The sequence below is a fragment of the Tolypothrix sp. PCC 7712 genome, assembly GCF_025860405.1.
Classification (GTDB): domain Bacteria; phylum Cyanobacteriota; class Cyanobacteriia; order Cyanobacteriales; family Nostocaceae; genus Aulosira; species Aulosira diplosiphon.
The window spans coordinates 93639-116037 of record NZ_CP063786.1 but is presented as its reverse complement, the minus strand read 5'-3'; the positions used below and the strand labels follow the sequence as shown (position 1 = coordinate 116037).

The window sequence follows — 22399 nt, the reverse complement described above, 5'->3', positions numbered from 1 at the left end:
ACAATACCCGTTAATTCTGGAGAGATTCAAACACTTTAATTCCCAACCAAGTAACAAACGCAGCCAATATCCCAACTCCCAAACTAATCGTTGCAGACACAGCAGGAGAAAGCCAAGGTTCTGGAACCCCCAAGCTAGATACTAGTGAACCAACAGGGTATTTTGCGGCTTCCTGGGGATTTGTAGTACCGGGAAATTGCCCAGCGATGGAAGCAACGAACGAACTAGCAGCCAAGCCAACACCAACAATTGCAATGGTACTTTGGAAAGTGCGATCGCGTTCCGAGCTTTCTATCTCGGTTACCCCCCGAATTGCATTAATCAAGTCAGTTAATAATATCACACCAACATTCAAGCTTTCATAGTCATTTTTAACTTGTTCTAAATATTTGAGTCTTATTTCTTCAATAAATTTATGGAGAAATTCCAAATTACTAGGGGTTTGTAAATTAGTAATTTTTTGTTTGATGGATTCTAATTGTTTTTCAATTACTTGCTGTAGTAAGTCCAAATCAATAGAATCTTGCTGTGTATTTAGCTTTTGCTGAATTATAGCTAGCCGTCTTTCATAATTGAGGAGATTAATTTCAATGGTACGTTTTTGAGTAGCAAGGTAGTTTAGGTTAACAGAATAACGCCAAAGCGTTTCCTGAGCATTAACTAAAGTTTGACGCAGTTTATTTAAATCTAACTTACCAGACTTGGCTTTGTTAAAGTCCTTTTGGTATTGCTGGATAGCAACAAAATCATCGCGTAATTTATTTTTCAAATACTGACTTTGACCATAGGCCCAGAGAATTTTACTGCGATAAGCAAACAAACGCAGCCAGTCAAAGTTAAATTCAGCAGCTTTCCTGGCAGTTTTGGCATCTGGATAAATAGCAATAATAACGTAGTGATTATCCTGAATATCTTGAATATTGAGACTATTTTGTAACTTAGATGGTATCTGCAAGCGGTAATTGTAAAACTCAAATAACATTCCGCCAAAGAATGGACTTTTATCGCGAAATTCCAAATTCACATTTAAACTACGTGCGCTTACTTTACTGCATTCTTTAGCGATAATTTCTGCTTTATCTGGAGTAAAATTCGAGAGTTGTCCCGATAGCATCCATACCTGTCCAATGGTGGTGTGGGTATTGGCTAATCTGTTTTCTATTTCCGCTTTTAGATCGCCAAAACAACTAATAGGCAAAGCCTCATTTTTACCCTGCTGCACATTTCCCAAGGAATGCTCAACAGAACAGTCTAACAGTAATCCGTAACTATCCCCCAAGCGCACTGGGTAATACCAACCCTTCAAACTATGCTGTTTTGTACTGCTGTCAAAGGTTTCTCTACCTCGGTTCCCCAAAAGTTCAACATATTCAGCTTCTATAGCATCTCGTTGTTTGAGTAAAGGGTGAAGTCGTTCGGGAAATCTGCGTAAAAAATATTCCTGATTAGCAGTTATGTCTGCGTTGTTGTCTCCCAACCCATCCCGCAGGTCATAGATAAATAAATCCAAGGTAGGATAAATAAGTTCACTCATAAAGTTGATGCTATCAGGAGTTTTGTTGTTTCGGGAGCCAGTTTTGCAGACGCTTGAGAAAACTTAGCTTTTTCGCTGCTTTGTCTGGGTCTTTCCTGGTTAATACATTAATTGTTACATTCAAAATCTCATCACTTTCGCGATCTGGTTCTCCTTCAAAGTAGCCGAAAGTCGTAGGTTGGTTATTATCACTGATTAATTCTGTTTCTAATTCCTTCTGGGTAGGCATTTGCGCTGAAGGAATATTACCGCTAACTGACTGTAATTGAGTTAAAGCTGTTTGATAGTTTTGATACAGAGCCGGGTTGGACTCAATGGTTGCAATTAATCCTTCTTTAATAAAATCCCAGTCATCGGGGTCAAGGTATAGTTGGGAAGCAGTGGTTTCCAAAGCTTCTTGTTCATCTGAGGTAAGAGAGGTTGGTAATTGTTCTAAGGCGATAAGCAGAGCTAGTAAAGTGATTTTAGGTGATTCAGCCATAGAATTAACCAAATAAGCTATAGTCTTAAATAATACTAGCGCTAAACACAAATCATGCTGCGACAGGCTCTAGTTGTTGGTATAAATAATTATACTGAACTAAAAAAACTGGACACTCCGGCTAGTGATGCCGAGCAGATTGCTCGTTTACTCGAAAAATACGGTGGTTTTAGAGCCAAACGATTACCTTCCAAATATGAGGAAGGATTTCTTAGTGTTGATGAAAAGCAATCTAACGAGCAGCTAATTACTCCACGAAGGCTGCAAGAAGCGATCGCAGACCTGTTTAATCCCCAAGGTAATGATGTGCCTGATACAGCTTTATTTTACTTTGCCGGACACGGACTGCGAGATAGTTGTGGAGGGATAATAAAAGGCTTTTTAGCAACTAGTAATGCCAGCCCACGGAAAGATATTTGGGGTGTATCGTTAAGTTGGTTACAGGAATTATTGATATTAAGTCCGGTAAAGCAACAAATTATTTGGCTTGACTGCTGCCATAGTGGTGAGTTAATCAACGAGAAATTTATCAATTTCCAGGAAGCATACCCAGGAGAAAGGGGACAAGGACGCGATCGCTGTTTTATTGCGGCTTGTGGTGATGCATCTGTTGCTTATGGAAATGCAGAACATGGTATATTGACCAGTCTTTTATTAAAAGGTCTAGACCCACAACGCTATGAAGTTAGTCAGTGGATTAATAACTACAGTTTGACTGATTTTATTATTCAACAGCTAGAAAATGATGAGAAATTACGAACCTTTCCTCAGCGTCCGTCATACAACAATTCGGGGGGAGAGATAAAACTGATCCAAGGAACTAAACAATCTAAGGTAGTAGTTTTCAATCTGTTACAAAATAATATTTGCCCCTATAAAGGATTGGCTGCTTTTGAATTTAATGATGAAGACCCCAAATATTTTTATGGACGGACTGCACTGACTGATGAATTACTAGAAAAATTAAGGCCAGGTAACTTTATAGCCGTGATGGGAGCATCAGGTTGTGGGAAGTCTTCGGTAGTGAAAGCAGGGCTACTTTATCAATTAAAGTTAGGGCAAAGATTGTCTGGTAGCAATGAATGGAAAATTATGCCAGTGATTCGACCTGGAGATAATCCGTTGTACTCTTTAGCAGAAGCGTTTACTGGCAAAGATAGCAAAAAAATGCTTATTCAGCTTTTAGAAAAAGAGCTTAGAGATAATGGTGCTGACAGATTACAAGATTTTATTGCTGAAGACATTGAAAAGTATAGTCGGGTTGTATTAGTAGTTGACCAGTTTGAGGAAGTTTTTACCCTCTGCCAAGATATTAAGGCACGACAGCAATTTTTTGACTGCTTGTTGGGTGCAGTGGAAAGCTCTAATAATAAGCTATGTTTGGTAATTACGATCAGAGCAGATTTTGTTGGTGAGTGTGCAGCATATCCCAAATTAGCCAAGCAAATTCAGCAAGATTTGGTAACGGTAACTCCCATGACAACAGAGGAATTAACCGAAGCGATTAAAGAACCTGCATCACAAGTTGGCTTAGGCTTGGAAGAAACATTAGTAATCCAGATGATTGCTGATGTCCAAAAATCCCCTGGAAGTTTACCACTATTGCAGTTTACCCTAATGGAACTCTGGGAAAAGCGCAATATTAATACTACCGGAAATACAGAATATAATTCTCAACTATTAACCTTGCACGCTTATCAAAAAATGGGTGGTGTAATGGGGGCACTAAATCGTCACGCCCAACAAATTTACAATTATACAGATTATAAGTCAGCATCTCCTTCACAAAAACGCCAACCTCAAGAGCAAGAATTGATTCGGCGACTTTTCTTAAAGTTGCTACGAACTGGTGAAGGAGTTAAAGATACTCGCCAACCACAACCAAAAACTAAATTAATGGCAATTGCTGGAGAGGATTCACAACAACAGGTAGTTTTAAGTCAACTGATAGAAGAATTAATAAAATGGCGATTGTTAGTAACATCAGAAGTAGAAATTTTGTTTGGAAAATATTTAGAAAAGATCCAAATAATTGACCTTATTCATGAAGCATTAATGTCGGGATGGGAAGAGTTTGAGCAATGGCGAGATAAGTACAGACAAATACTTAGGCTACGTGATCGCTTGGACGATGCATTACAAATATGGGATGCCAATGGTAGGCAGGATGAAGACTTGATGATGGGAGGATTACTAACAAGGGTTAGGGAGGAATGGCTAAATCTGGAACCGGATCTAGAGCCATTAGCAAAAAATTTTTACAAATGGAGCAATGATTACAAAGATAAAAAAAAGTCAGTGGATCGAAAAGAAACTGGAGATAAAGAGTATCCTTATGTTTCGCCTTCTTCCGATATTTATAAACTGAATTTAGCTACTGAATCGGCCAAAGCCGTTGTTAGAATTTTAGTGGAAATTGGCAATACGGGTAAGCAGAATTTTGCTACAGGTTTTATGATTGCACAGGATTTATTAATGACGTGTAATCATGTTATTAGTAGCCTGGATGAAGCAAAACAAAGTAGGTTTACTTTTAATTATCAACTAGATATAACTGGTAAAGAATGCACTACACAAACTGTTCAGCTATTACCAGAAGGTAAATTTTATACAAATATTGGACTAAACTACACAGTTGTAACTTTAAAAGATGTGCCTAAATTTAGTAAACCCTTAATCCTCAATAATCAGCAATTAAAGCTCAAAGAAGAATTAGCAATTATTCACCATCCACAAGGACATCTTAAAAAAATTTCAATGCTCTCCAATGTTACTTACGTAGATAATGATGTAGTTCAATATACTAGATGTACGTCTCCAGGCTCATCAGGTTCTCCTGTATTTAACGTTAACTTCGAGGTAGTTGCTATTCACCACAGTGGTGGGATGCTATTGGAACCTGGTACAGAGGAACGCTATTTGCGAAGTCAGGGTACGAGCATGATAGCTGTATTAGACGATTTGAAGATAAACGCTCCGGAGATTTACGCTTGCTTGCACTTTATTAATAGTTAATTAATACCAATCAGAGTTGAGATACCTTAGCTGTCGTAATTAACCTTTATTATTGTTAAAATTTATTGAGCTACACTAGTAATAATACTCATTAACTGTTGGGCTACAATATGGCCTCATTGCTATAATTTATTTTTAAATAAAAAACTTAATCTAACACTGCTCACATGAGACGAGATGCTTTAGTAGTAGGTATTAATAAATATTCTTTTCTCAAAGATTCAACAGGTAACTACAAACATCTCACTACCCCTGCAACTGACGCAGAAGCGATCGCCCAACTTTTAGAAAACCACGGTGACTTCCGAGTTAAACGGTTTCCCAACATCATAATTGATGAACGACTACAAGTAGATCCAAGCACAACCGTTGACGCAGGTACGTTGAAACAAGCTATAGCTGACCTATTTTTACCAAAAAGTACAAAAATACCAGAAACAGCACTACTGTTTTTTGCAGGGCATGGAATCAGAGAGGATTTGAACGGTTTAATAGAAGGTTTCTTAGCAACCAGTGATGTCAGTCCTAGAAAAAGTCAATGGGGTGTATCTCTGCAATGGTTATGGAAAATATTACAGCAAAGTAAAGTACCACAACAAATTGTCTGGCTAGATTGCTGTTTTGCTGGAGAATTACTCAATTTTAAAGATACCGAACTAGGAAGGCATAGTTCGGAGTCCGATCGCTTTTTGATTGCTGCATCCCGTGACTATGAAGTTGCCTATCAGCAGTTAGATGATAAACATGGGGTATTTACAGGCGCACTTCTAGCAGGACTTAACCCCCATTTAGTTCCAGAAGGAGACTGGATTACAAACCGGACGCTAGCAGTTTCCGTTGAGCAGAAGCTACAAGCATACTATGAGCAAACAAAAATTCCCCAGACCCCACTGATAAGCAACCACGGCGAAGTTATTAAACTGATTCAAGGAAAGGCTAAACCCTACGAGGAAGCCACTGTTGGTAACACCTCCACAAAACAATTGCAGATACTATTGCATTGGCTGATTCGACTCTTAGAGGATGATGCAATCGAAAGCATCCAAGTTGATTCAACAGCGATACCTGGGAAAAACTTGTCGGTGGTGGCTAATAATATTGTTGTTTTTTATAAAGATGGTAATTCAAGTTTTATACAAACTCAGGACACTGAAAACTGGGAGCATCAAAATCAATTAGATTTAGAGCGACTTGTACCAAACTCAAAGCTGGCGATGCTGGTACTAGAACGCTACATACAGAATAACAATCACAATAACAATACCCATTTAAGAGACACAAAATACAAAATTACTCGCTCGGATATATTAGCTGAATTAGCTAAACATGAATTAAACCCAACACCAAAGCGCAGTGAGGCAGAAATCCTTGCCAACTTTAATAGTGCTTCTAGTATCGGAAGATATTGGTTACGCAAAATAGACGGTAAAAAAATTCCTCGTTCCGAGCTACCCCAAATTATCGAACTAATCGAGCAGGGAAGCCGAACAATTTTACTAATAGACCGTCCCGGAAGCGGTAAAACCTGTATGTTGCTCGACCTTGCTGATAACATTGAGCAGGAAAAAGCATCGGTTTGGGGACTTCTATTTATTAAAGGTGATAATTTTACAAATATTAGCAGCGAACAGGAATTAATAGCGCACGGCTTACCTGAAGATATCGTTGGTCAATGTGCGCGTCTAGCTGATTACCGCAAAGTTGTGGTAATTATTGACTCCCTTGATGTTTTATCTCTCAGTCGTCAGCATGGTTCTCTCAAGGTTTTTCTGGGAATTATCGACCGACTAGAAAAACTTGAGGGAGTTACGGTGATTGTTGCCTGTCGCAATTTTGACCTGGAGTATGACCCTTTACTTCGAGGACGTTCCTGGCAACATAAAATCAATCTACAACCACTAGATTTCGACACTCAAGTTAAGTCGTTCTTGATCGACTGGCAGGTTGATGTTTCTAAGATGACTCCGGTATTACGGTCATTATTGCAAATACCTCAAAACTTGCGGATTTATGAAAGACTAGCAAAACTCGGTGTTTCATCACAACCAGCATCGGCTTATGAACTTTACAACAGCTTCCTTGAGGAAGTGGTAGTTAAAAATTCAACACTCGGCACTGAGGCTATAGACGCTTTGCAAAATATGGCTGAACAGTTAATGCAGCAAAGAACTCAGTCATATAGTAAAGTATCTTTTGGAGCAAGCGAAGATACCGTCAGGCAATTAATTAGCCAGGAAGTGCTGCTGGAAACTTCCCCTGGAATTCTAGAGTTTAGCCACAAAACATTAGCAGATTGTCTTACTGTTCGAGCTACACGGGCTAAAAACCAAACTTTGGCACAATTCATCCTCGAACATCCCCAACTTCCCTTTATTCGTCCAGCAGTTCGAGCGTTTTTCTTTTACCTGCGTGCATATCAACCGGATGCTTTTAGGCGGCAAGTATGGGAAGTATTATCCCACGATGAAATTGCATATCACGTTAAGCGGCTTGTAAGCGAGTCTTTTGCTGAAATAGAACCAGTTGAGGAAGATTGGCGATCGCTTCGCCGAATTTTCCAAAATTATCCCGATTTATTTCGACGCTTACTATGGCGAGCAAACAACGGCACTTGGTGGAATATTATTACACAACACTGGTTGCCTGAAGCCAAGTTAGCACAGGAGCGGGAAACCTGGTTGCTTCAATTTGTCCAATGGTTGGAAGCATGGATGAATAAATATCCTGCGGAAGTAGTGGCATTTTGGAGACAAACGATCGCTCAACAATGGATAAACCCACAAAATCTTGCTAGAAGTATCTGTTCCATGTTGACCAATTTTGAAGCATGGAATGCTCCAGGTATAAAGGAATTACTAGAAACTCTGATTGAAGATTTCGAGATAGAAGAACACGATTTTCTTGGCAGTTTGCTTAGTCGGTGGGTGCAGTTCACCAATACAGGAGATACATTATTGTGGAAATACATTACCAAAAATGTTTCATCAGAAGATGTGTACGGTTGGAATTTGGCTGATAAGCTGCGTTGTATGCCTCATGATTTCCATAATGATAAATTTTTGGAAGTCCGCCTTTGCCAATCCGATACGTTGCTGACTTTAGTGTTAAATGAATTAGAAGATTGGAGTGCTGTTAGTGTAGCTAGATACGGAGAAGATAAATTGCATGGCGAGTTTTTACGCCATACCTCATGGGAAATTAGACACAGCCAGCGTGACATCCATCCTTGTGATAACATAAACATTTTACTTGATGGTGTGGAAAAAGCACTTAAGCATCGTGCTCGTCACAATAAAGCTTGGTGGATAGAAAATGAAGTCCGATTGCGAAACTCTCAGGAATTAGCTATTCGTTACTTTGTTATTGAAGCATACAAAGAAAATATTCGTTATTCCCACTCAATTAAGTTTTGGATTTTTATTCTTAATATTAATTGTTTAGCAAGCGCTTTATTTCTAAGTCGTTTCTTTAAAGCTTATATCTGTGGGGTAGAAAGTCTGTTACAAGATGACAAACTTTTCCACCATAGTGACCTAAGCTACGAACTAGGCGAACTAATGCAAATGACTTACCCTAAAATCTCAGAATCAGCACAAACAGCTAATCAAGCGATGATTTTGTCGCTGATTTCTGAAACAAGAGAATATGAACAAGAATATTCTTTTCGAGAATATCGTGGATTGTACGACTTATGCCTCTCAATTCCATCCATTTTCCGAGGCTTAGAGATACAGGAATTTGTAGACAGTTTGCAAAACTATTTTGGCTACACTAGCCCAGAACCAAATATTTATAGTTGGGGTGGTATTGTCATACCACCTTTATCTTCGCAAGATTTTCTGAAGCTATCAGATAAAAGTATTTTTCAGTTACTAAATTACTACAAAGCATATGAAAATAGAAATATATTCAACAGAGATATGATTGGTGGTTTGAGCGAAGTTAAAGGGGTATTACGTGATGCTTGTTCCCTGCATCCAGAACGTTTTATCGGGTTATTGACAAGTTTTATCCGAGAAAATCTGCATCAAGATTATGTATGTGCTTTAGTAGAAGGAATCGCATTTCACCTGCACTATCGCTTTGGAAATTTTCAACCACCACAGCAATGGGAACCCATCGAACCCCTTCCAGAAGGAGAAGCGATCGCATCTATTTTACTCAATTGGTTGGAACGCTACTTTGTAATTTGGGAAGAAGGCCAGACAGTTCGCTACGCATTGGAAGCTTGTTGTGATGTTTTAACTGATAGTGAATCAGTCGAACGCTTATCATTATTACTTTTCTGGCTTTACAGTAAATACCCTGAGGATAGAAAAATCAGGGTAAACAGTCACGATATTCTGAATACAGCATCAGTACATAGAGTTGCAGCCGAAAGTGCTATTAAATTGTGCAACAGATTGTTAGAAAAAGAACAACCTGTCCCCGATTTGTTATTGTTACTGCTGCGTCATGCTGCACGGGATGCAGCGATTTATGCACGGATTCCTATTCTCCAACATCTTCCCTTTTTGATTCACAAAAACCCTGATTTGGGATGGCAATTATTGGCTGATGTTTTCAAAGAACCTCAACCTCATTTATGGAAATATACAGAGTTATGCTTTTATTACCAATATCACCACAATTTTGATATAGTTGCCCCCTACCTAAATCGTCTTTTGTATGAAGGTATGGAAGAAGCTGGTGATATTTGGGGACGACTTTCTACATTAGCAAGCTTGGCTGGACACATCAGCCAGGAACAATTATTTGCCACTTTAGTAAAAACCAACAGTAATGCGGCTTGGCAAGGAGTAACTCAAGTATTTATAGCAAATTTAGAATTAAAAGAACATACAGAAAATTGCATTACTGGACTTATTAATATTTTAGGTTATAAAAATATATCACAGGAGATTATTGGCAAGATTGATAGATGTTTTGAAGAAGAAACCAAAAGAGCCTGCATCAGGCGAGAGTTTGCGCTGGCATTTCTTGAAGCACTTCCAGCATCTGCAAGAGATATTGATTTTGATGGGTTTCTTGAATGGCTAGGCTACGAATCGCGACGAAACCCTTTATCAGCACTGGAATTAACTGAAACACTGGCAGCAAAATTTGAAAGTAGGATGAATGTAAGTCTCTTGTGGCGAACAGAACCATTAATTGCAGCATTAAACGAAATTTTACGAGAAGCTGATGAAACTGACGATCCAAAACTAATCCAGCGTGCTATCAACTTACAAGACCGTTTTTTGAAGTTGGATATGCGCGGAATGGAGGAACTACTCAACAAAGCTGGACAAGACTAAAGTAATAGAAAAGAAGAAACTCAAAAGTGAAGATGCGATAACACAGGCAGTAGCAATTACAGAATCGAAAAGAGATTAGTATGCTATTTTGCAACGTCTCAAGCGTATTGGTCAGGCGCTCGCCAGCGAATTATAACAACTTATTGATTGCAGTTCGCTCTTGGTAGTAGACTAACGCAATATTTTCAGGATTTGTTGGGTTTAGTTTCATACCGTTCGAGGTCTTGCTACAATCCAACCCATGATTATCCTTAACTCAACTGTGTTAAATCATTCTCATGAGTCGAGACGCGCTGGTAGTAGGAATTAATCAGTATCCTTTTCTCAAGGATACTCCAACAAGCAAAGCCAAACATCTTGTGTCTGCTGCTAACAACGCCGAAGCGATCGCCCAACGATTAGAAGAATATGGTGATTTTCGCGTGCGGCGGCTACCAGAAGTGCTTCAGGGCGAACAGCGTCAAGTCGCATCTGAGGGCTTGGTCAAGTCTGATACTTTAGAAGATGCAATTATTCAATTATTTAACCCAGTAGGCGCAAGTATTCCCGAAACAGCCCTGTTATATTTTATCGGTCATGGTTTACGTAAAAATCGCGGCGGTGTAACTGAAGGGTTTTTGGCTAGCAGCGATGTCGCTCCGCGAAAAAATCAGTGGGGTGTTTCTTTGCGATGGTTGGGAGAACTGTTGCAAAAAAGCCCCGTCAAGCAGCAAATTGTTTGGCTAGATTGCTGCTACAGTGGAGAACTCTTCAATTTTGCCCAAGCAGATTTAGGGACATCACTACAAAAACAAACACGGTTTTTGATTGCTGCATCGAGAGAATTTGAACTGGCTGAGGAAGATATTGATGGTAAGCATGGAGTATTTTCCAAAGCACTTTGGCAAGGACTAGATCCCAGACAACAGCCAGATGGTTTGGTTAACAATGACAAATTGATTGAGTATATTGCCCAAACCCTGAAAGATACTCCTCAACAGCCGATATGGTATAACCCCAACCAAGAAATTATTCTTACTGGTGAACGGGAAGATGTTCTGATCGATATCCCCGATGGAGTTTGTCCTTACAAAGGGTTACGCTTTTTTGAAGTTGCAGATGCTGATTATTTTTATGGGCGAGAACTATTAACTCAAAAGCTGATTCAAAGTATTCAGGTGGGGAAGGGAAATTTTTTAGCAGTCTTGGGGGTATCGGGGAGTGGTAAATCTTCTCTATTGCGGGCGGGGTTAATTTATCAATTACAGCAACAGCGACGATTACCGGGAACAGAGGAATGGAAAATTCGGATTTTTACTCCCGCAGAACAACCTTTGGTAAGTTTAGCAACGGCTTTTTTGGATGAGTCAGCCACAGATATCCAACGCGCAGAACAGTTAAAAATAGCCGAAGATGCAATAAATGAAGGAGCAACAGGACTAGCAAGATTAATTAAAGCATCGCGCTCGCCCCGCACTCTACTAATTATCGATCAGTTTGAAGAGATTTTTACAGTGTGTCAAAATCTAAGCGATCGCCAGCAGTTTATTGCTAGTTTATTAGGAGCGCTGCAACAAACAGCAGATAAACTCTGCCTCATATTTGCCATGCGCGATGATTTTTTAGGTAAGTGTGCGGCACATCATGAACTGGCTGATTTAATTGAAAGCAATTTAGTGATGGTAACTCCCATGTCTGTGGAAGAGTTACAGCGAGCAATTCGCGAACCAGCCGCCAAATTAGGACGGAAGATTGAGGAAAATTTAATTAATGCTATTCTCCAAGACTTAGGAATTGCAGTAGAACAACCAACACAAGAAGCCGAGCCGGGAATGCTGCCTTTGTTGTCATATACTTTAGAGCAGCTTTGGCAACGGCAAACATTCAATTGGTTGAAATTAGATAGTTATCACCAATTAGGTGGAGTCAGAAAAACTCTAGAAAATTTGGCAGAACAAACTTACAAAGAATTGTCAGTTGAAGAACAAAAAATAGCAGACTTGATTTTTATTAATTTGACTCAGTTAGGAGAAGGGACACCAGACACGCGCAAGCAAGTTCCGCAGCGAGATTTAGTTTCTTTGAGTAAATCTGCACAGTTGGTAGAGCAAGTAATTCAAAAACTGGCAAAAGCCAAGTTAATTGTGACTAGCGAACAACGCAGAGGTAAAGAAAAGGTGGCGGTAGTGGATGTGGCTCATGAAGCTTTGATTCGCCATTGGTCAAGGTTGAGGGAGTTGCTGGATAATAATCGGGAGGCGATTAGAACTGAGCGCAAGATTCAGGCTGCGGCAGAAGAGTGGCAAGATAAAGAGAAATCTCAGGATTATTTATTAACAGGGTTAAGGTTAGCTGAAATCGAGAAATTTCTTCATAATGAGGTAGATACTGTGCCTCTATCGAATTTAGCAAAAGAGTTTATTCAAAACAGTCAAGAGTATCAAATTCAGCAAGAACTGCATTGGAAAAAGTTATATGAAGAAGCAGAAGAACAGCGTAAAATTGCTCTTGCACGCCAATTAGCAGCACAATCAGAACTACTACGAAATCAACAACCTCGTTTACTAGAACGTAGTGTTTTACTAGCTGTAGAATCTGTGAAACGCTATCACTCTGTAGAAACAGATCAGGCTTTAAGACAAGGATTAAGTCTACTAGCTCGTCCTCTATTAAATTTAAAAAATGAATATAAAAATATGACAACAGCTATATCATTCAGTTTAGATAGCAATCTTTTAGCTGTTCATCAAGAAGAAGATACTGTTCAAATATGGCAGTGGAATAGTAACATACTTCTTAAGTCTCTAAAACATAGAAAACAAATTTCACCTCCGCTTAATTCTCATAATTATAACTTTTCTATTTCTTCATCTTTTTTCATTGATGACGATTATTTAGTTACTATTAGTAATGAATCTTTTATTAACAATGCATATCAATACGATTATCATACTATTTGGGTTTGGGAATTATTAACGGGTAAGGCAATAAGTAGTGAAACTTTACGAACAATAATAATAGATATTGATTTTTGCGCCTCTAGGAATTATATTGTAGCAGTTTTACCATTATCTTACTTTGACCCTCAAGTTAATGCTATAGTTCATAAAAGCCAAGTAATATTTTGGCAATTAATAAATAGAAAATTAACTCCAATAAGAAAACTTATTTCTGAAAGTGAGATTAGTGCCATTGCTTTACACCCTAATTTAGAGTGTTTAGCACTGTCATATAAAAATCAGGTTATTTTTGTGATGTGGGATAGCGAGCAAGAGTTCAAAAGCATAGAACAAGAAGAAGTTTCTATTGTTGTTTTTAGTCCTGATGGAAGTTATCTAGCAACAGCAGTTAATGACTTATCTAAGCAAAAATATACTGTAAGTGTATGGGATATCATTACCAGAAAAGAAATAATTCGTATACCTCATACAGATATTTTATACTCTCTTGCTTTCAGCCCTGATGGGAAATATCTAGCGACAACAGGTAGATCTGGAATTACGCATATATGGCAAATTGATAGTGGGCAAGAATCTGCGCGAATAAATCATGATACTTATGTTCATAAAATAGTTTTCAGCCCTGTTTACAATGAAGACCATATAATAGCCAGTTCTTCTGCTCAAATATGGAAGTTGGATTGTATGCCAGAAGTTACTTCTATTGACTATAAAACTAAAGATGTACAATCTATTAATAATGAAATTATGTGTGGATCTGTTTTTAGTCCAGATTGCAAACATTTAGCCACTATATATGAAAACAAAAACATTCAAATATGGAACATAAACAATGGGAAAGAACTTGTATCTCACATTGTTTATGATATGCCTGTAAAGTTGTTATGTTTTAGCCCAAATGGAGAATATATAGCTACAGTAATTAAAGATAATACGCTGTATATAAAAAGATGGAAAGATTACACAAGTGAGTCATTAGTTTTGATAAAAGGTAAAGACTTAGGCAAGCTTATACGTAGTTTGATTTTTAGCCCAGATGGGAAGTATTTAGCTATTGCAATAGAAACTCTTAATAATAGAATGTGGGAAATACGTGTACTGTCTATTGAAGATAAAATAGCTCACTCGCAGACAAACCAAAATACTGCTAATCAGGTTTGGGAGGTTCTAAGCCAAGAAGAATCCAAGTATATTACCTATGAAGAAACAGAAGTAACAGTAGTTAAACAAAATAACGATAGACAAATTAAAGTTAATAATGTTACTCTTAGCTGTGATGAAGAAAATTTATACTTAGCTATAGCAAGGTCTGATGGTGTTGCCATAATTTGGAGTTTGGGTAATGAAAATAAAATTATACAAATAGCTCATGAGAATATTGATTAAAGTTTTGTTTCATCTTTTTTATCGAAATTAAAAAATATTTAAATTTATGTTTAAAATTTATTTTCCGACAAATGATTTATCCACTGTTGTATTCAGTCCAAATCACCAATATGTAGCAACAGCAAGTGCAGATAAAACTGCAAGGATATGGGAATTTACTAACGGTAAAGAAATAACTTGTATGAGACATGAAGGTTATGTATACTCTGTCGCATTCAGTCCAGATAGTAAATATTTAGCAACAGCAAGTGCAGATAAAACTGCAAGGATATGGGAAGTTCCTAGTGGTCGAGAAATTTCACGGTTGACTAATAATGATATTAAGACAGTAGTTTTTAGCTCAGATGGAAAATACTTAGCTACAACAAGTAATGATGGCACGGTAAAAGTTTGGCTCTGGAGAGCAGAAGACTTAATTCAAGAAGCTTGTAACCATCTAACGCGAAATTTGACACCAGAAGAATGGCAACAATATTTAAATGATGAATCTTATAGAACTTAGCGTTGACGAATTAGACAAGAAGTGGAGTAAGAGCAATAAGGATAAAACAGGCACTCAAGAAATTGTAGGGACTTGAAAGACGGATAATTTAAGTCATCTCTATCAGCAGGTTGGGACTATCAGAGCGACTACCAAACCATCCACAGCCAAGTGTGACCTCAACACTTATACTCTGTTTCTACTGGCGGAATCAAAGTACCCAGGTTGCACCCGTCTGGCAGAAATAATGGAAAATTGACGGACTTCTTGTTTACTTGAAGTCTTCCATACGTGGACAATTTTGAATTCGATGCCGCGTTTTATCGCAGCACGAGTAAATGCTGCGCCAGATCCTTGTAGATGCTGCTGAAATCTTTTCTTGAGGTTCGCGCATGAACCTAAGTAGTAACGAGCTTGATGTTTCTCATTTCCAAGCGGACGAGATAGCTCAATCATGTAGCAGCAAGGAATTGAGGGTATCTTTCCTGACAATTCCATTTATGCTTTTTTAGATTAACTTGAAAGCTGAAGCGTTAGCTGATTGTGGTGGTTTACGTAGTGACGCAGTTGAGTCTTTCTTGTTCTTGTACCCAACTAATTAAATTTGATTTACTAATGCTTACAGGCTTATCTTCACCTGCAATAAATACTTGGAACCAGCCAGTTTCTAACTCATAGTAGTCAATAATTAAACATGCTTCTCTGGCTGTTTGGAGAGCTAATATTTCCTGGGGAAACAATCTTTTAATTCTTAACTGTTCTTCTGGGGAAAGCTGCTTCCAAGCTTCATCTTTAACAGCCAGATGCCTGTATATAGCACTTCTAATTTGATAATAACTGGTAGCTGATTTGAGTTTTTCTGTCAGCATTAACACTTCTTCTCCAACTGGCTGCTGTTCTGTAGCGTTACTAGTGCTGGTTTGTTCGTTTTGTTTTAGTCTGGGATTAACTTCTAGAGCTTTTTCTATCTCTGTTGGGGATGTTTCTAATTGTGGAATCATACTCGACTCAAGCACTTTAGATTCAGCAGTCTCTTCCTGGGACTGCTCTTTTTCTTGGGATTTGATTTTGGCGTGATAATCTGCGATCGCTTCACGAAGAATTTGCTGAGGGAGTAGCCCATATCCGTCGATCAATTCCTGTGTAAGTACCCCTGTTTGGTGGTCTTCTTCCCACTGAGGAGGGAATTGACAGTAGCGATCGCCTTTTGGAGTTCTGCGCCAGATTGATATCTGCTTTTGTTGTTCCTGCTTTTGGGTTTTAAGGAGGGCTTTCCTCTCTTCGATTAACTCCAGTACCAGTTTGCAGGTTAATCCCCCAATTGGATAATCTTGTAGCTGACTGATAATTGGCTTGTATTGAGGAGAACACAACCTGAGAAGTATTGTTACTGGAATTGCGGCTAGGTGTTGAGGACAAGTTAAAAATTCTTGGAAGTTTTCGGCTATTTTGAGCGCTTGTTTTTCCTCAGAGCTTCCTTTGTCCCAACCGTATGTATCGAGCAAGGTTCGGTATTCTTTCTTGCTGTAGGTGGTTTTGTATTCGTAGAGTAGGAAAGCGGCGTGCAAATATTCCAGACTGCTGGTTTCGATATGTGCGGTTGGATTTGGATCTAATTGATGTTTTTGGAGATAAGAGATTGATGTGATAGTTCCTGGCATGATAAGATTCACTTTGCATTAATTTCGTTGGTCTTAAAAGCTCGTTGGTCTTAAAAGACCACCAGAAATTAAAGGCCGGGTGCCTCTGCCTTGAGACATGGGGGTGAAAATCGTCGGCAATTTTAACTGCCTAAGATTTCTCTTAAAAAGCATACGAATATCCGTCCTTCTTGTGAATGGGTTTGCAAAACCTATGATTAATGTCTCCAACTCTTCCGGTTTTGGTAACGATGTCAAAACTGCCTCTGGCGCGACATAATACGCGACCAACGTACTGACCCACTTTCTTCCCTGAAAGCACAACGGCTTTAACTATATCGCCAGTCTGGAAGCCAAAATGAAGCGATTGACGAGTACGATGACGGATAGGAAAGCCATACTTGTTTGTACCAGCCATTTGTCTGGTTCCCCAACCATTCGCTTTAATTAGTAGTGGCTGCAATGTTAGCAACTTAATTGCTTTAATGTCGCCAATACAAGCCGCGTCAATCCAGTGTTGCTTTTCTAGTTGAAAAAGAGTTCGATTGTACTTTGTTTGAGCACCTGTTCCTGTTGTTGTTGGCAAAATACCTTTTAGGGTATGAAAAAGTGTCCAACGAGTCGCATTAACAGCAGCAGCATCTTTTAATGGTTTTTTGGCTTGTTGTTTAATTTTCTCTAATCTTTTTGCATCTTTTTTCAAAAACTCATCAATAAGTTGTGTCCCTTTTTTAAGATTGCATCGTTTACAGCTAAGAGCTAAATTGCTGACACGATTGCTACCACCTTTGGATTTTGGATGAATATGTTCAATTTGAAGTGGCACGCCTTCTTTGTCACAGTAAACACATTGACGCCCCCACTTTTCTAGAAGGTATTGTCGGACTTCGTAACCAGCGAGTTGTCCTTGCTGATATTCGATGCCGTCAATCTCTGGGTTTTGCATTTTTTGCGTGTCGAATTTGACTAATTCCATAACAGCTTGAGCGATAGGTGCGTAGCGACAAAGCCGTTTTACCCAAGTTTCAACTGTGAGAACACGATGTATCAACGAAGGAGGTAGCCACCCTTCTGGTCGCTTACGGTTATCAAAACGAGCCATACGGTAACGAGTTTTGCGGCTACGACGAGATCTACGTAACGAGCGGCGGCTGTTAAGTGCGTCCTTGATGGACCAGCCCCTATGTTGTAGTTCTGCTGCCCAAATAACATTCTCCCCATCTAATAATGCTATCCCTGTAGTTTTGCTACCAGGGTCAAGCTTAAGAGTAAGTAGTCGAACAACTGGGTTATCAATTGCCTTGTGCAGCACAAGAGTGAAAGGAAATTGTCGGTAAATTGCTGCTTTATTTTTGTTAAGTAACTCTCGCGCTCTCGCGGGATGAATTGGGTTTAATGGTTGTTTATTGGTGTCAACAAGAAAAACATAATTGGTTTGCATTTCTGCATCTCCTTACGGGTAAAGTTTGCCTCGTTCATGTTTACGATCGGTAACTATCCAAATTGCACGGTCCTAAACCTCCTCGGACTTTTAACAATCTGGTTTCAGAGCCTGGGGCTGGCACGCACCCCAAGGTGAGTTCTTAAACGCTTGTCGTAAACGTAGCCCTTTAATGGACTTGAACTGGTCAACTAGAGTTAACTGCAAGCCCTTGCCTTATAGGGGTTTGCACTCAACGCTTAGGTCGTTGACTTACCTATTTCAGTCACTGCAAATAATTCAGGCTGCTTGTTTGTCCCAAGCTTTTGATGATTTGGAAATAGCAGCCAAAGCATAGCCCAAGGTGTGCTTGTGAATTTTGGGCATTTTGTGAAACGACATATCTTGACCCCAATCTTGGACTGATTTGGTGCCAATGTGTAATACTTGCGTGAGGGTTTTGACACAAGTTGCACGAAAATTGGCGTGAGAAACAGTTTGCAGTATTTGCTGTTCAGTTAACCCTTCAAGGAGTATTTTTTCTAGAAAGGTTTGAGCGTCTACTTCCGGTGCGTTGTATTCTCCTGTCAAGATGCTTTTTAGCTGGTTTGGTATGATTTCGGCCGCGTGAATGTAAGCAAGTGAAGCTTTGCAGTAGTTGGGTATTCCGTCAAAATTGAGATCGCTTCCCCACTTACGGACTGTCGGTCTTTGCACACCTAAGACTGCACATAGTACGGTGATACATTTTTTGCGGTATTGCGAATCTGTTTCTTCTTCGAGAAGTTCTGGGGGGCTGAGTTCGGCTATACCGAAGCAGTAGCGTAGAAATTGTCTGGGTTCTAATCCTTGCTTTGGTAGTATTTCTACCACTTTGTAGCTCTTTTGCATCTTTATTAACTCTTACAGGATTTTTACCGAGTTAGCTTGATTTATCTCAAGCCCTTGTTTTGTGCTTTTTAGGTAAAGTTTACCGATTCGCAAAGTTAGTGATGTATTAACTTAATATTATTTAATATTTAGTGATGCACTATTTGAATTTAGTACATCACTAAATTCAAAGGGTTTATTGAGGGCAAGTCATTTAGTTGTTGTAGTGATATGGGTTTTGATATAAAAGTTAATATTTGTAACTAAACACCCTGTTGTTTCTATAAACTGAAGAGAAACCTAGATAAACCAAGTTCAAAAAACGTGTGTCAAATCAGCGCGAACGCTTTTCTGGAGGGGATACTGACCGGGTATCCTTTACCCTTGCACCCGGTGTGCGGCAAAAGGTAGATGATGTACTGCCGATATTGGGTGGCACTTTAGCAAAAACTCTAAGGCGTTTAGTTGATTTGGGTTTGGATTTAGTTGACCTAGCTCAAAAAAGTGGTAAACCAGTTCCTCAACCGGGTAATTTGGAGCAGATGTTTTCGGGCTATACCTCTTTGGGTATAGAACTGATATTTGCGTGCGAATCCTTGGGTTTACCTGTACCTGAAGTGGGTCAGATGGGGGTTTGGTTTGTAGATCATCTCTCCCTTGGTTTGGGTGATATTGAGGGGATCAGGAAAGATAATGATTTTCGGGCATCACGTATATTTCGCTTAAGTCGAGAAATTCAGAAGTTTTTTCAGCAGCAGCTTAATGTACTATCAGAAGATGAGTATGCTGCATTTTTGAGAAATTTGCATCGGGAAGCTATTATTGGGCAAGAGTTTGTAGCTGCTTGTCAGACGCTGGGTTTGCAGTTACCAGAGACAGGAAAACTACAGGAATGGTTACAAGATTTGGTGGAGCGATCGCACAGCCTCTCCACAATAGAATCTCAATTATCAAATGAGTTATTAGAAGAATGTGAGCGATTGGGGATAGATCCGCCAAAACCTGGTGAGGTTGGAGCGTGGCTACAAAATACCCGCCCTGCGGTATTTGATCAGCCAATGCACGAACATAGGTTACCTTTTACAGATGATGGTTTGCCTTTAGGGGGGTCACAACCGTTTTTGGAGCATTTACTGACACTAAATGCACCGCCAACTGAAGATGAGGAGTATGACATTGCTCATAGGTTTGGTGTAGACCCAGCGCATCTGAAGGAACTCATATCCCGCATGAGATTTGACAGGAACGGACAGACAAATAACTGTCATTAATAAGCTTCGGGGATAAATGCATGGATGCCATTGAAGATTCCTCAACATTGTGGACTTTATTATCTAGACCTGGATGGGAGATTAAGCCGAACCCAGTAAAGCATTTACTCAAAATTAAAGCTCCTGACTATCAGGAAGCATTAATACTTTATACTAACTATCGAAAATTTCTAGCGACGTGGGCAGCGTCTCTCAACTGTACCTGTGCTTTGATTGGAATTCAGGGGATGCGCGGATCTGCATTTAAAATTCTTGCAGCAACGCCAGCATCGCAGCAGAAGTTATACGAAGACTTAATTTTTGCGAGCTTACAAAAGTCGGTTCGTTTTAAATCTGATGCACTTGCCGGAAGCGATCGCTACTTTGAGGATAATATCTACGAATCTTCAGGCTTTTACATTGCCGAAACTTTTTTGTACCCTGAACTCAGACCAATTGTTGATAAACTATTTTCAAACCCAGACAAGAAACTTGCTCTAACGCGAATGTCTGACAATTTTCAATTGATCGTGTCCGCGTCGGCAGCACGGGCTATGAGTTCTGACTCACAAGATGTAGTGCGTCGTCGAACCACAGATTTTTGGCACGCTAGAGACTACCAGATTTTTATACAGAAGTTTAAGCAAGATGGTAGCACAGGTTTTGAAATCACTTACCAGGCAACGACAAATCTGCCCAAGACTAATCCTTTAGCAGCATGGGCAAAGTTTACTACGAGCTATAGGTTTTTTGAGATTGATATATGCGGGTATAGGGAAGTGTACCGTTTGGGTGAAGGTAAGGACATTACACCAATCAGCCGTCCCAAGGTTATTTCATAATATAGTGAGGTTTTATGGCAGTAAGATTCCTAGAAAACAAAGGCAGTGGCAATATCCTAGAGATTAGTAAAGCTAGGCTTTTGGAGCTTACTCCTAATGTTTATCCTCTGACTTGGGAAGCGATTCTTTCAGGTAAAGGTGGTAGTGTAGCTATTTTGGGTGCAGGTTTTGCCGAGCGAGAAGTTTTTTTTGGTTTTGAAGGAGTTGACCTAACGCGCTACCAACTTCCGACAATCGACTGTTACGACATTGCTACTAATCCACCAGAAAAGTTTTTAGCTTTACGCAGCCAATACCCAAATCTACAGTTAAATTATTTTTGCGATCGCAATTTAGCAGAACTTGAACTGACAAAACTTTACGCTCCTAATAGCATACGGCTAGTCTCAGTTCATGGAGTGTTAGATTACTTACAACCACATACAGTTACGAGAACATTACTTGATATTGTGAAAGTACAACCAGAGGCAATATCGATACGCCTATTTTTAATGGGCAACCCGTGGTCGCGGAATTTTGCAAGTATAGAGCAACTGGCAATGGAATTAAATTCAATTGAAATTATTACAAGTGGCTTAGTTAAATCGATTGATTTTAATATATTGTGTCGTACAGGTATTGTGCAATTAAATATTTCAGACAAGGATAAAATTGAACATAATTTATTACCAAGTTACGGTGCATCTCATGTAATACCTGATAAATTAGTTGGTTATTTAATTAGTCAAGGATATCAGCTTGTTGCAACTGACGTGTACTCACTTTCAAATCAGGATTTACAAGGTGATGAATCGGAGAATCACAAGTGCAATAAAGATGTATCTTTAAATAATCCACATGGGATGTTGTTATTTTTTAAAAGATAAAATACTCCAAATTTATTATGAGTAATTTTTACATAAAAAGAGGGCATTGCTATTAGGTATTCTGCACTGCTTGGCTTATCGCATCCAACAAAAACAAACCCAAATCTTTATGCAGTGCTTCATTATGCTGCGGACAACCAGTTGAATGTAAACACCTTGGACAACCTGCTTCACAATCACATTCAGCTGCTAGCGCATATGCTTTAGCAGCGAAATTGGTCAAGTCAGAAAAGATAGCTGTCCTTTGAATCATAATTTGGGAAAATTTTTGAACCATAAATCGAGAAAGAGTTAACGAAAATTCAGGCTTTTGCACCAATCACAAAATTCAACTTTGCATTCATACATGAGTGAGAGTTGAAATTCTGAATCATAAAT

13 protein-coding genes and 2 pseudogenes are annotated in these 22399 nt (G+C 39.1%); 8 read left to right on the top strand and 7 right to left on the bottom strand.

All coding sequences use genetic code 11. The annotated features are described in order from the left end of the window. Positions 1–10: 10 nt before the first annotated feature. Both HGR01_RS37225 and HGR01_RS37220 read right to left on the bottom strand, forming a co-directional pair. Positions 11–1534 carry a hypothetical protein gene (locus HGR01_RS37225; RefSeq protein WP_045873803.1) on the bottom strand — a complete coding sequence of 508 codons (1524 nt, stop codon included), beginning with the start codon at positions 1532–1534 and terminating at the stop codon, positions 11–13. Positions 1535–1547: 13 nt separating this feature from the next. Further along, positions 1548–2015 carry a hypothetical protein gene (locus HGR01_RS37220; RefSeq protein WP_062243189.1) on the bottom strand — a complete coding sequence of 156 codons (468 nt, stop codon included), beginning with the start codon at positions 2013–2015 and terminating at the stop codon, positions 1548–1550. 54 nt (positions 2016–2069) lie between these two features. Here HGR01_RS37220 and HGR01_RS37215 point away from each other — a divergent pair, with 54 nt between their 5' ends. The 5 genes and pseudogenes from HGR01_RS37215 to HGR01_RS37195 form a co-directional block, all read left to right on the top strand. Next, positions 2070–5030: a trypsin-like peptidase domain-containing protein gene (locus HGR01_RS37215; RefSeq protein WP_052335393.1), complete on the top strand. Its 2961-nt coding sequence runs from the start codon at positions 2070–2072 to the stop codon at positions 5028–5030. A 167-nt stretch (positions 5031–5197) separates the two neighbouring features. Beyond that, positions 5198–10327: a caspase family protein gene (locus HGR01_RS37210; RefSeq protein ID WP_045873801.1), complete on the top strand. Its 5130-nt coding sequence runs from the start codon at positions 5198–5200 to the stop codon at positions 10325–10327. Positions 10328–10605: 278 nt separating this feature from the next. Next, positions 10606–14652 carry a caspase family protein gene (locus tag HGR01_RS37205; protein WP_052335392.1) on the top strand — a complete coding sequence of 1349 codons (4047 nt, stop codon included), beginning with the start codon at positions 10606–10608 and terminating at the stop codon, positions 14650–14652. A gap of 46 nt (positions 14653–14698) precedes the next feature. After that, on the top strand, positions 14699–15154 hold the full coding sequence (locus tag HGR01_RS37200) for a WD40 repeat domain-containing protein (protein ID WP_045873800.1): 456 nt from the start codon (positions 14699–14701) through the stop codon (positions 15152–15154). A 118-nt stretch (positions 15155–15272) separates the two neighbouring features. Beyond that, a pseudogene (locus HGR01_RS37195) lies at positions 15273–15383 on the top strand (IS701 family transposase); the annotation flags it as partial. 77 nt (positions 15384–15460) lie between these two features. Here HGR01_RS37195 and HGR01_RS37190 read toward each other — a convergent pair. The 4 genes and pseudogenes from HGR01_RS37190 to HGR01_RS37175 all read right to left on the bottom strand — a co-directional run. Then, positions 15461–15589: pseudogene (locus tag HGR01_RS37190) on the bottom strand (GIY-YIG nuclease family protein); the annotation flags it as partial. 95 nt (positions 15590–15684) lie between these two features. After that, positions 15685–16794 (bottom strand): hypothetical protein, encoded by a 1110-nt coding sequence (locus HGR01_RS37185; protein ID WP_045873799.1) that lies wholly within the window; start codon positions 16792–16794, stop codon positions 15685–15687. Positions 16795–16936: 142 nt separating this feature from the next. Beyond that, positions 16937–18214: an RNA-guided endonuclease IscB gene (iscB, locus tag HGR01_RS37180; RefSeq protein ID WP_045873798.1), complete on the bottom strand. Its 1278-nt coding sequence runs from the start codon at positions 18212–18214 to the stop codon at positions 16937–16939. A gap of 279 nt (positions 18215–18493) precedes the next feature. Further along, positions 18494–19084 carry a hypothetical protein gene (locus HGR01_RS37175; RefSeq protein ID WP_045873797.1) on the bottom strand — a complete coding sequence of 197 codons (591 nt, stop codon included), beginning with the start codon at positions 19082–19084 and terminating at the stop codon, positions 18494–18496. Positions 19085–19389: 305 nt separating this feature from the next. Between HGR01_RS37175 and HGR01_RS37170 the strand changes: the two genes are divergently transcribed. The 3 genes from HGR01_RS37170 to HGR01_RS37160 are packed head-to-tail and all read left to right on the top strand — an operon-like array spanning position 19390 to position 22021. Beyond that, positions 19390–20334, top strand: coding sequence for a hypothetical protein (locus tag HGR01_RS37170; protein ID WP_045873796.1), 945 nt, complete (start codon positions 19390–19392; stop codon positions 20332–20334). Between the two features lie 20 nt (positions 20335–20354). Continuing rightward, complete coding sequence (locus tag HGR01_RS37165) at positions 20355–21155, top strand: hypothetical protein (RefSeq protein WP_045873795.1); 801 nt, start codon at positions 20355–20357, stop codon at positions 21153–21155. A 14-nt stretch (positions 21156–21169) separates the two neighbouring features. Next, positions 21170–22021, top strand: a complete 852-nt coding sequence (locus tag HGR01_RS37160) for a hypothetical protein (protein ID WP_045873794.1) — start codon at positions 21170–21172, stop codon at positions 22019–22021. A gap of 52 nt (positions 22022–22073) precedes the next feature. Here HGR01_RS37160 and HGR01_RS42035 read toward each other — a convergent pair whose 3' ends face one another. Continuing rightward, positions 22074–22274 carry a hypothetical protein gene (locus tag HGR01_RS42035; RefSeq protein WP_180381143.1) on the bottom strand — a complete coding sequence of 67 codons (201 nt, stop codon included), beginning with the start codon at positions 22272–22274 and terminating at the stop codon, positions 22074–22076. Positions 22275–22399: the final 125 nt, after the last annotated feature.

Coding starts and splice junctions, on each gene's coding strand:
- HGR01_RS37200 (WP_045873800.1), top strand. CDS start 14,699: ATGTTTAAAATTTATTTTCCGACAAATGATTTATCCACTGTTGTATTC.
- HGR01_RS37210 (WP_045873801.1), top strand. CDS start 5,198: ATGAGACGAGATGCTTTAGTAGTAGGTATTAATAAATATTCTTTTCTC.
- HGR01_RS37160 (WP_045873794.1), top strand. CDS start 21,170: ATGGCAGTAAGATTCCTAGAAAACAAAGGCAGTGGCAATATCCTAGAG.
- HGR01_RS37215 (WP_052335393.1), top strand. CDS start 2,070: ATGCTGCGACAGGCTCTAGTTGTTGGTATAAATAATTATACTGAACTA.
- iscB (WP_045873798.1), bottom strand. CDS start 18,214: ATGCAAACCAATTATGTTTTTCTTGTTGACACCAATAAACAACCATTA.
- HGR01_RS37220 (WP_062243189.1), bottom strand. CDS start 2,015: ATGGCTGAATCACCTAAAATCACTTTACTAGCTCTGCTTATCGCCTTA.
- HGR01_RS37175 (WP_045873797.1), bottom strand. CDS start 19,084: ATGCAAAAGAGCTACAAAGTGGTAGAAATACTACCAAAGCAAGGATTA.
- HGR01_RS37205 (WP_052335392.1), top strand. CDS start 10,606: ATGAGTCGAGACGCGCTGGTAGTAGGAATTAATCAGTATCCTTTTCTC.
- HGR01_RS37165 (WP_045873795.1), top strand. CDS start 20,355: ATGGATGCCATTGAAGATTCCTCAACATTGTGGACTTTATTATCTAGA.
- HGR01_RS37225 (WP_045873803.1), bottom strand. CDS start 1,534: ATGAGTGAACTTATTTATCCTACCTTGGATTTATTTATCTATGACCTG.
- HGR01_RS42035 (WP_180381143.1), bottom strand. CDS start 22,274: ATGATTCAAAGGACAGCTATCTTTTCTGACTTGACCAATTTCGCTGCT.
- HGR01_RS37185 (WP_045873799.1), bottom strand. CDS start 16,794: ATGCCAGGAACTATCACATCAATCTCTTATCTCCAAAAACATCAATTA.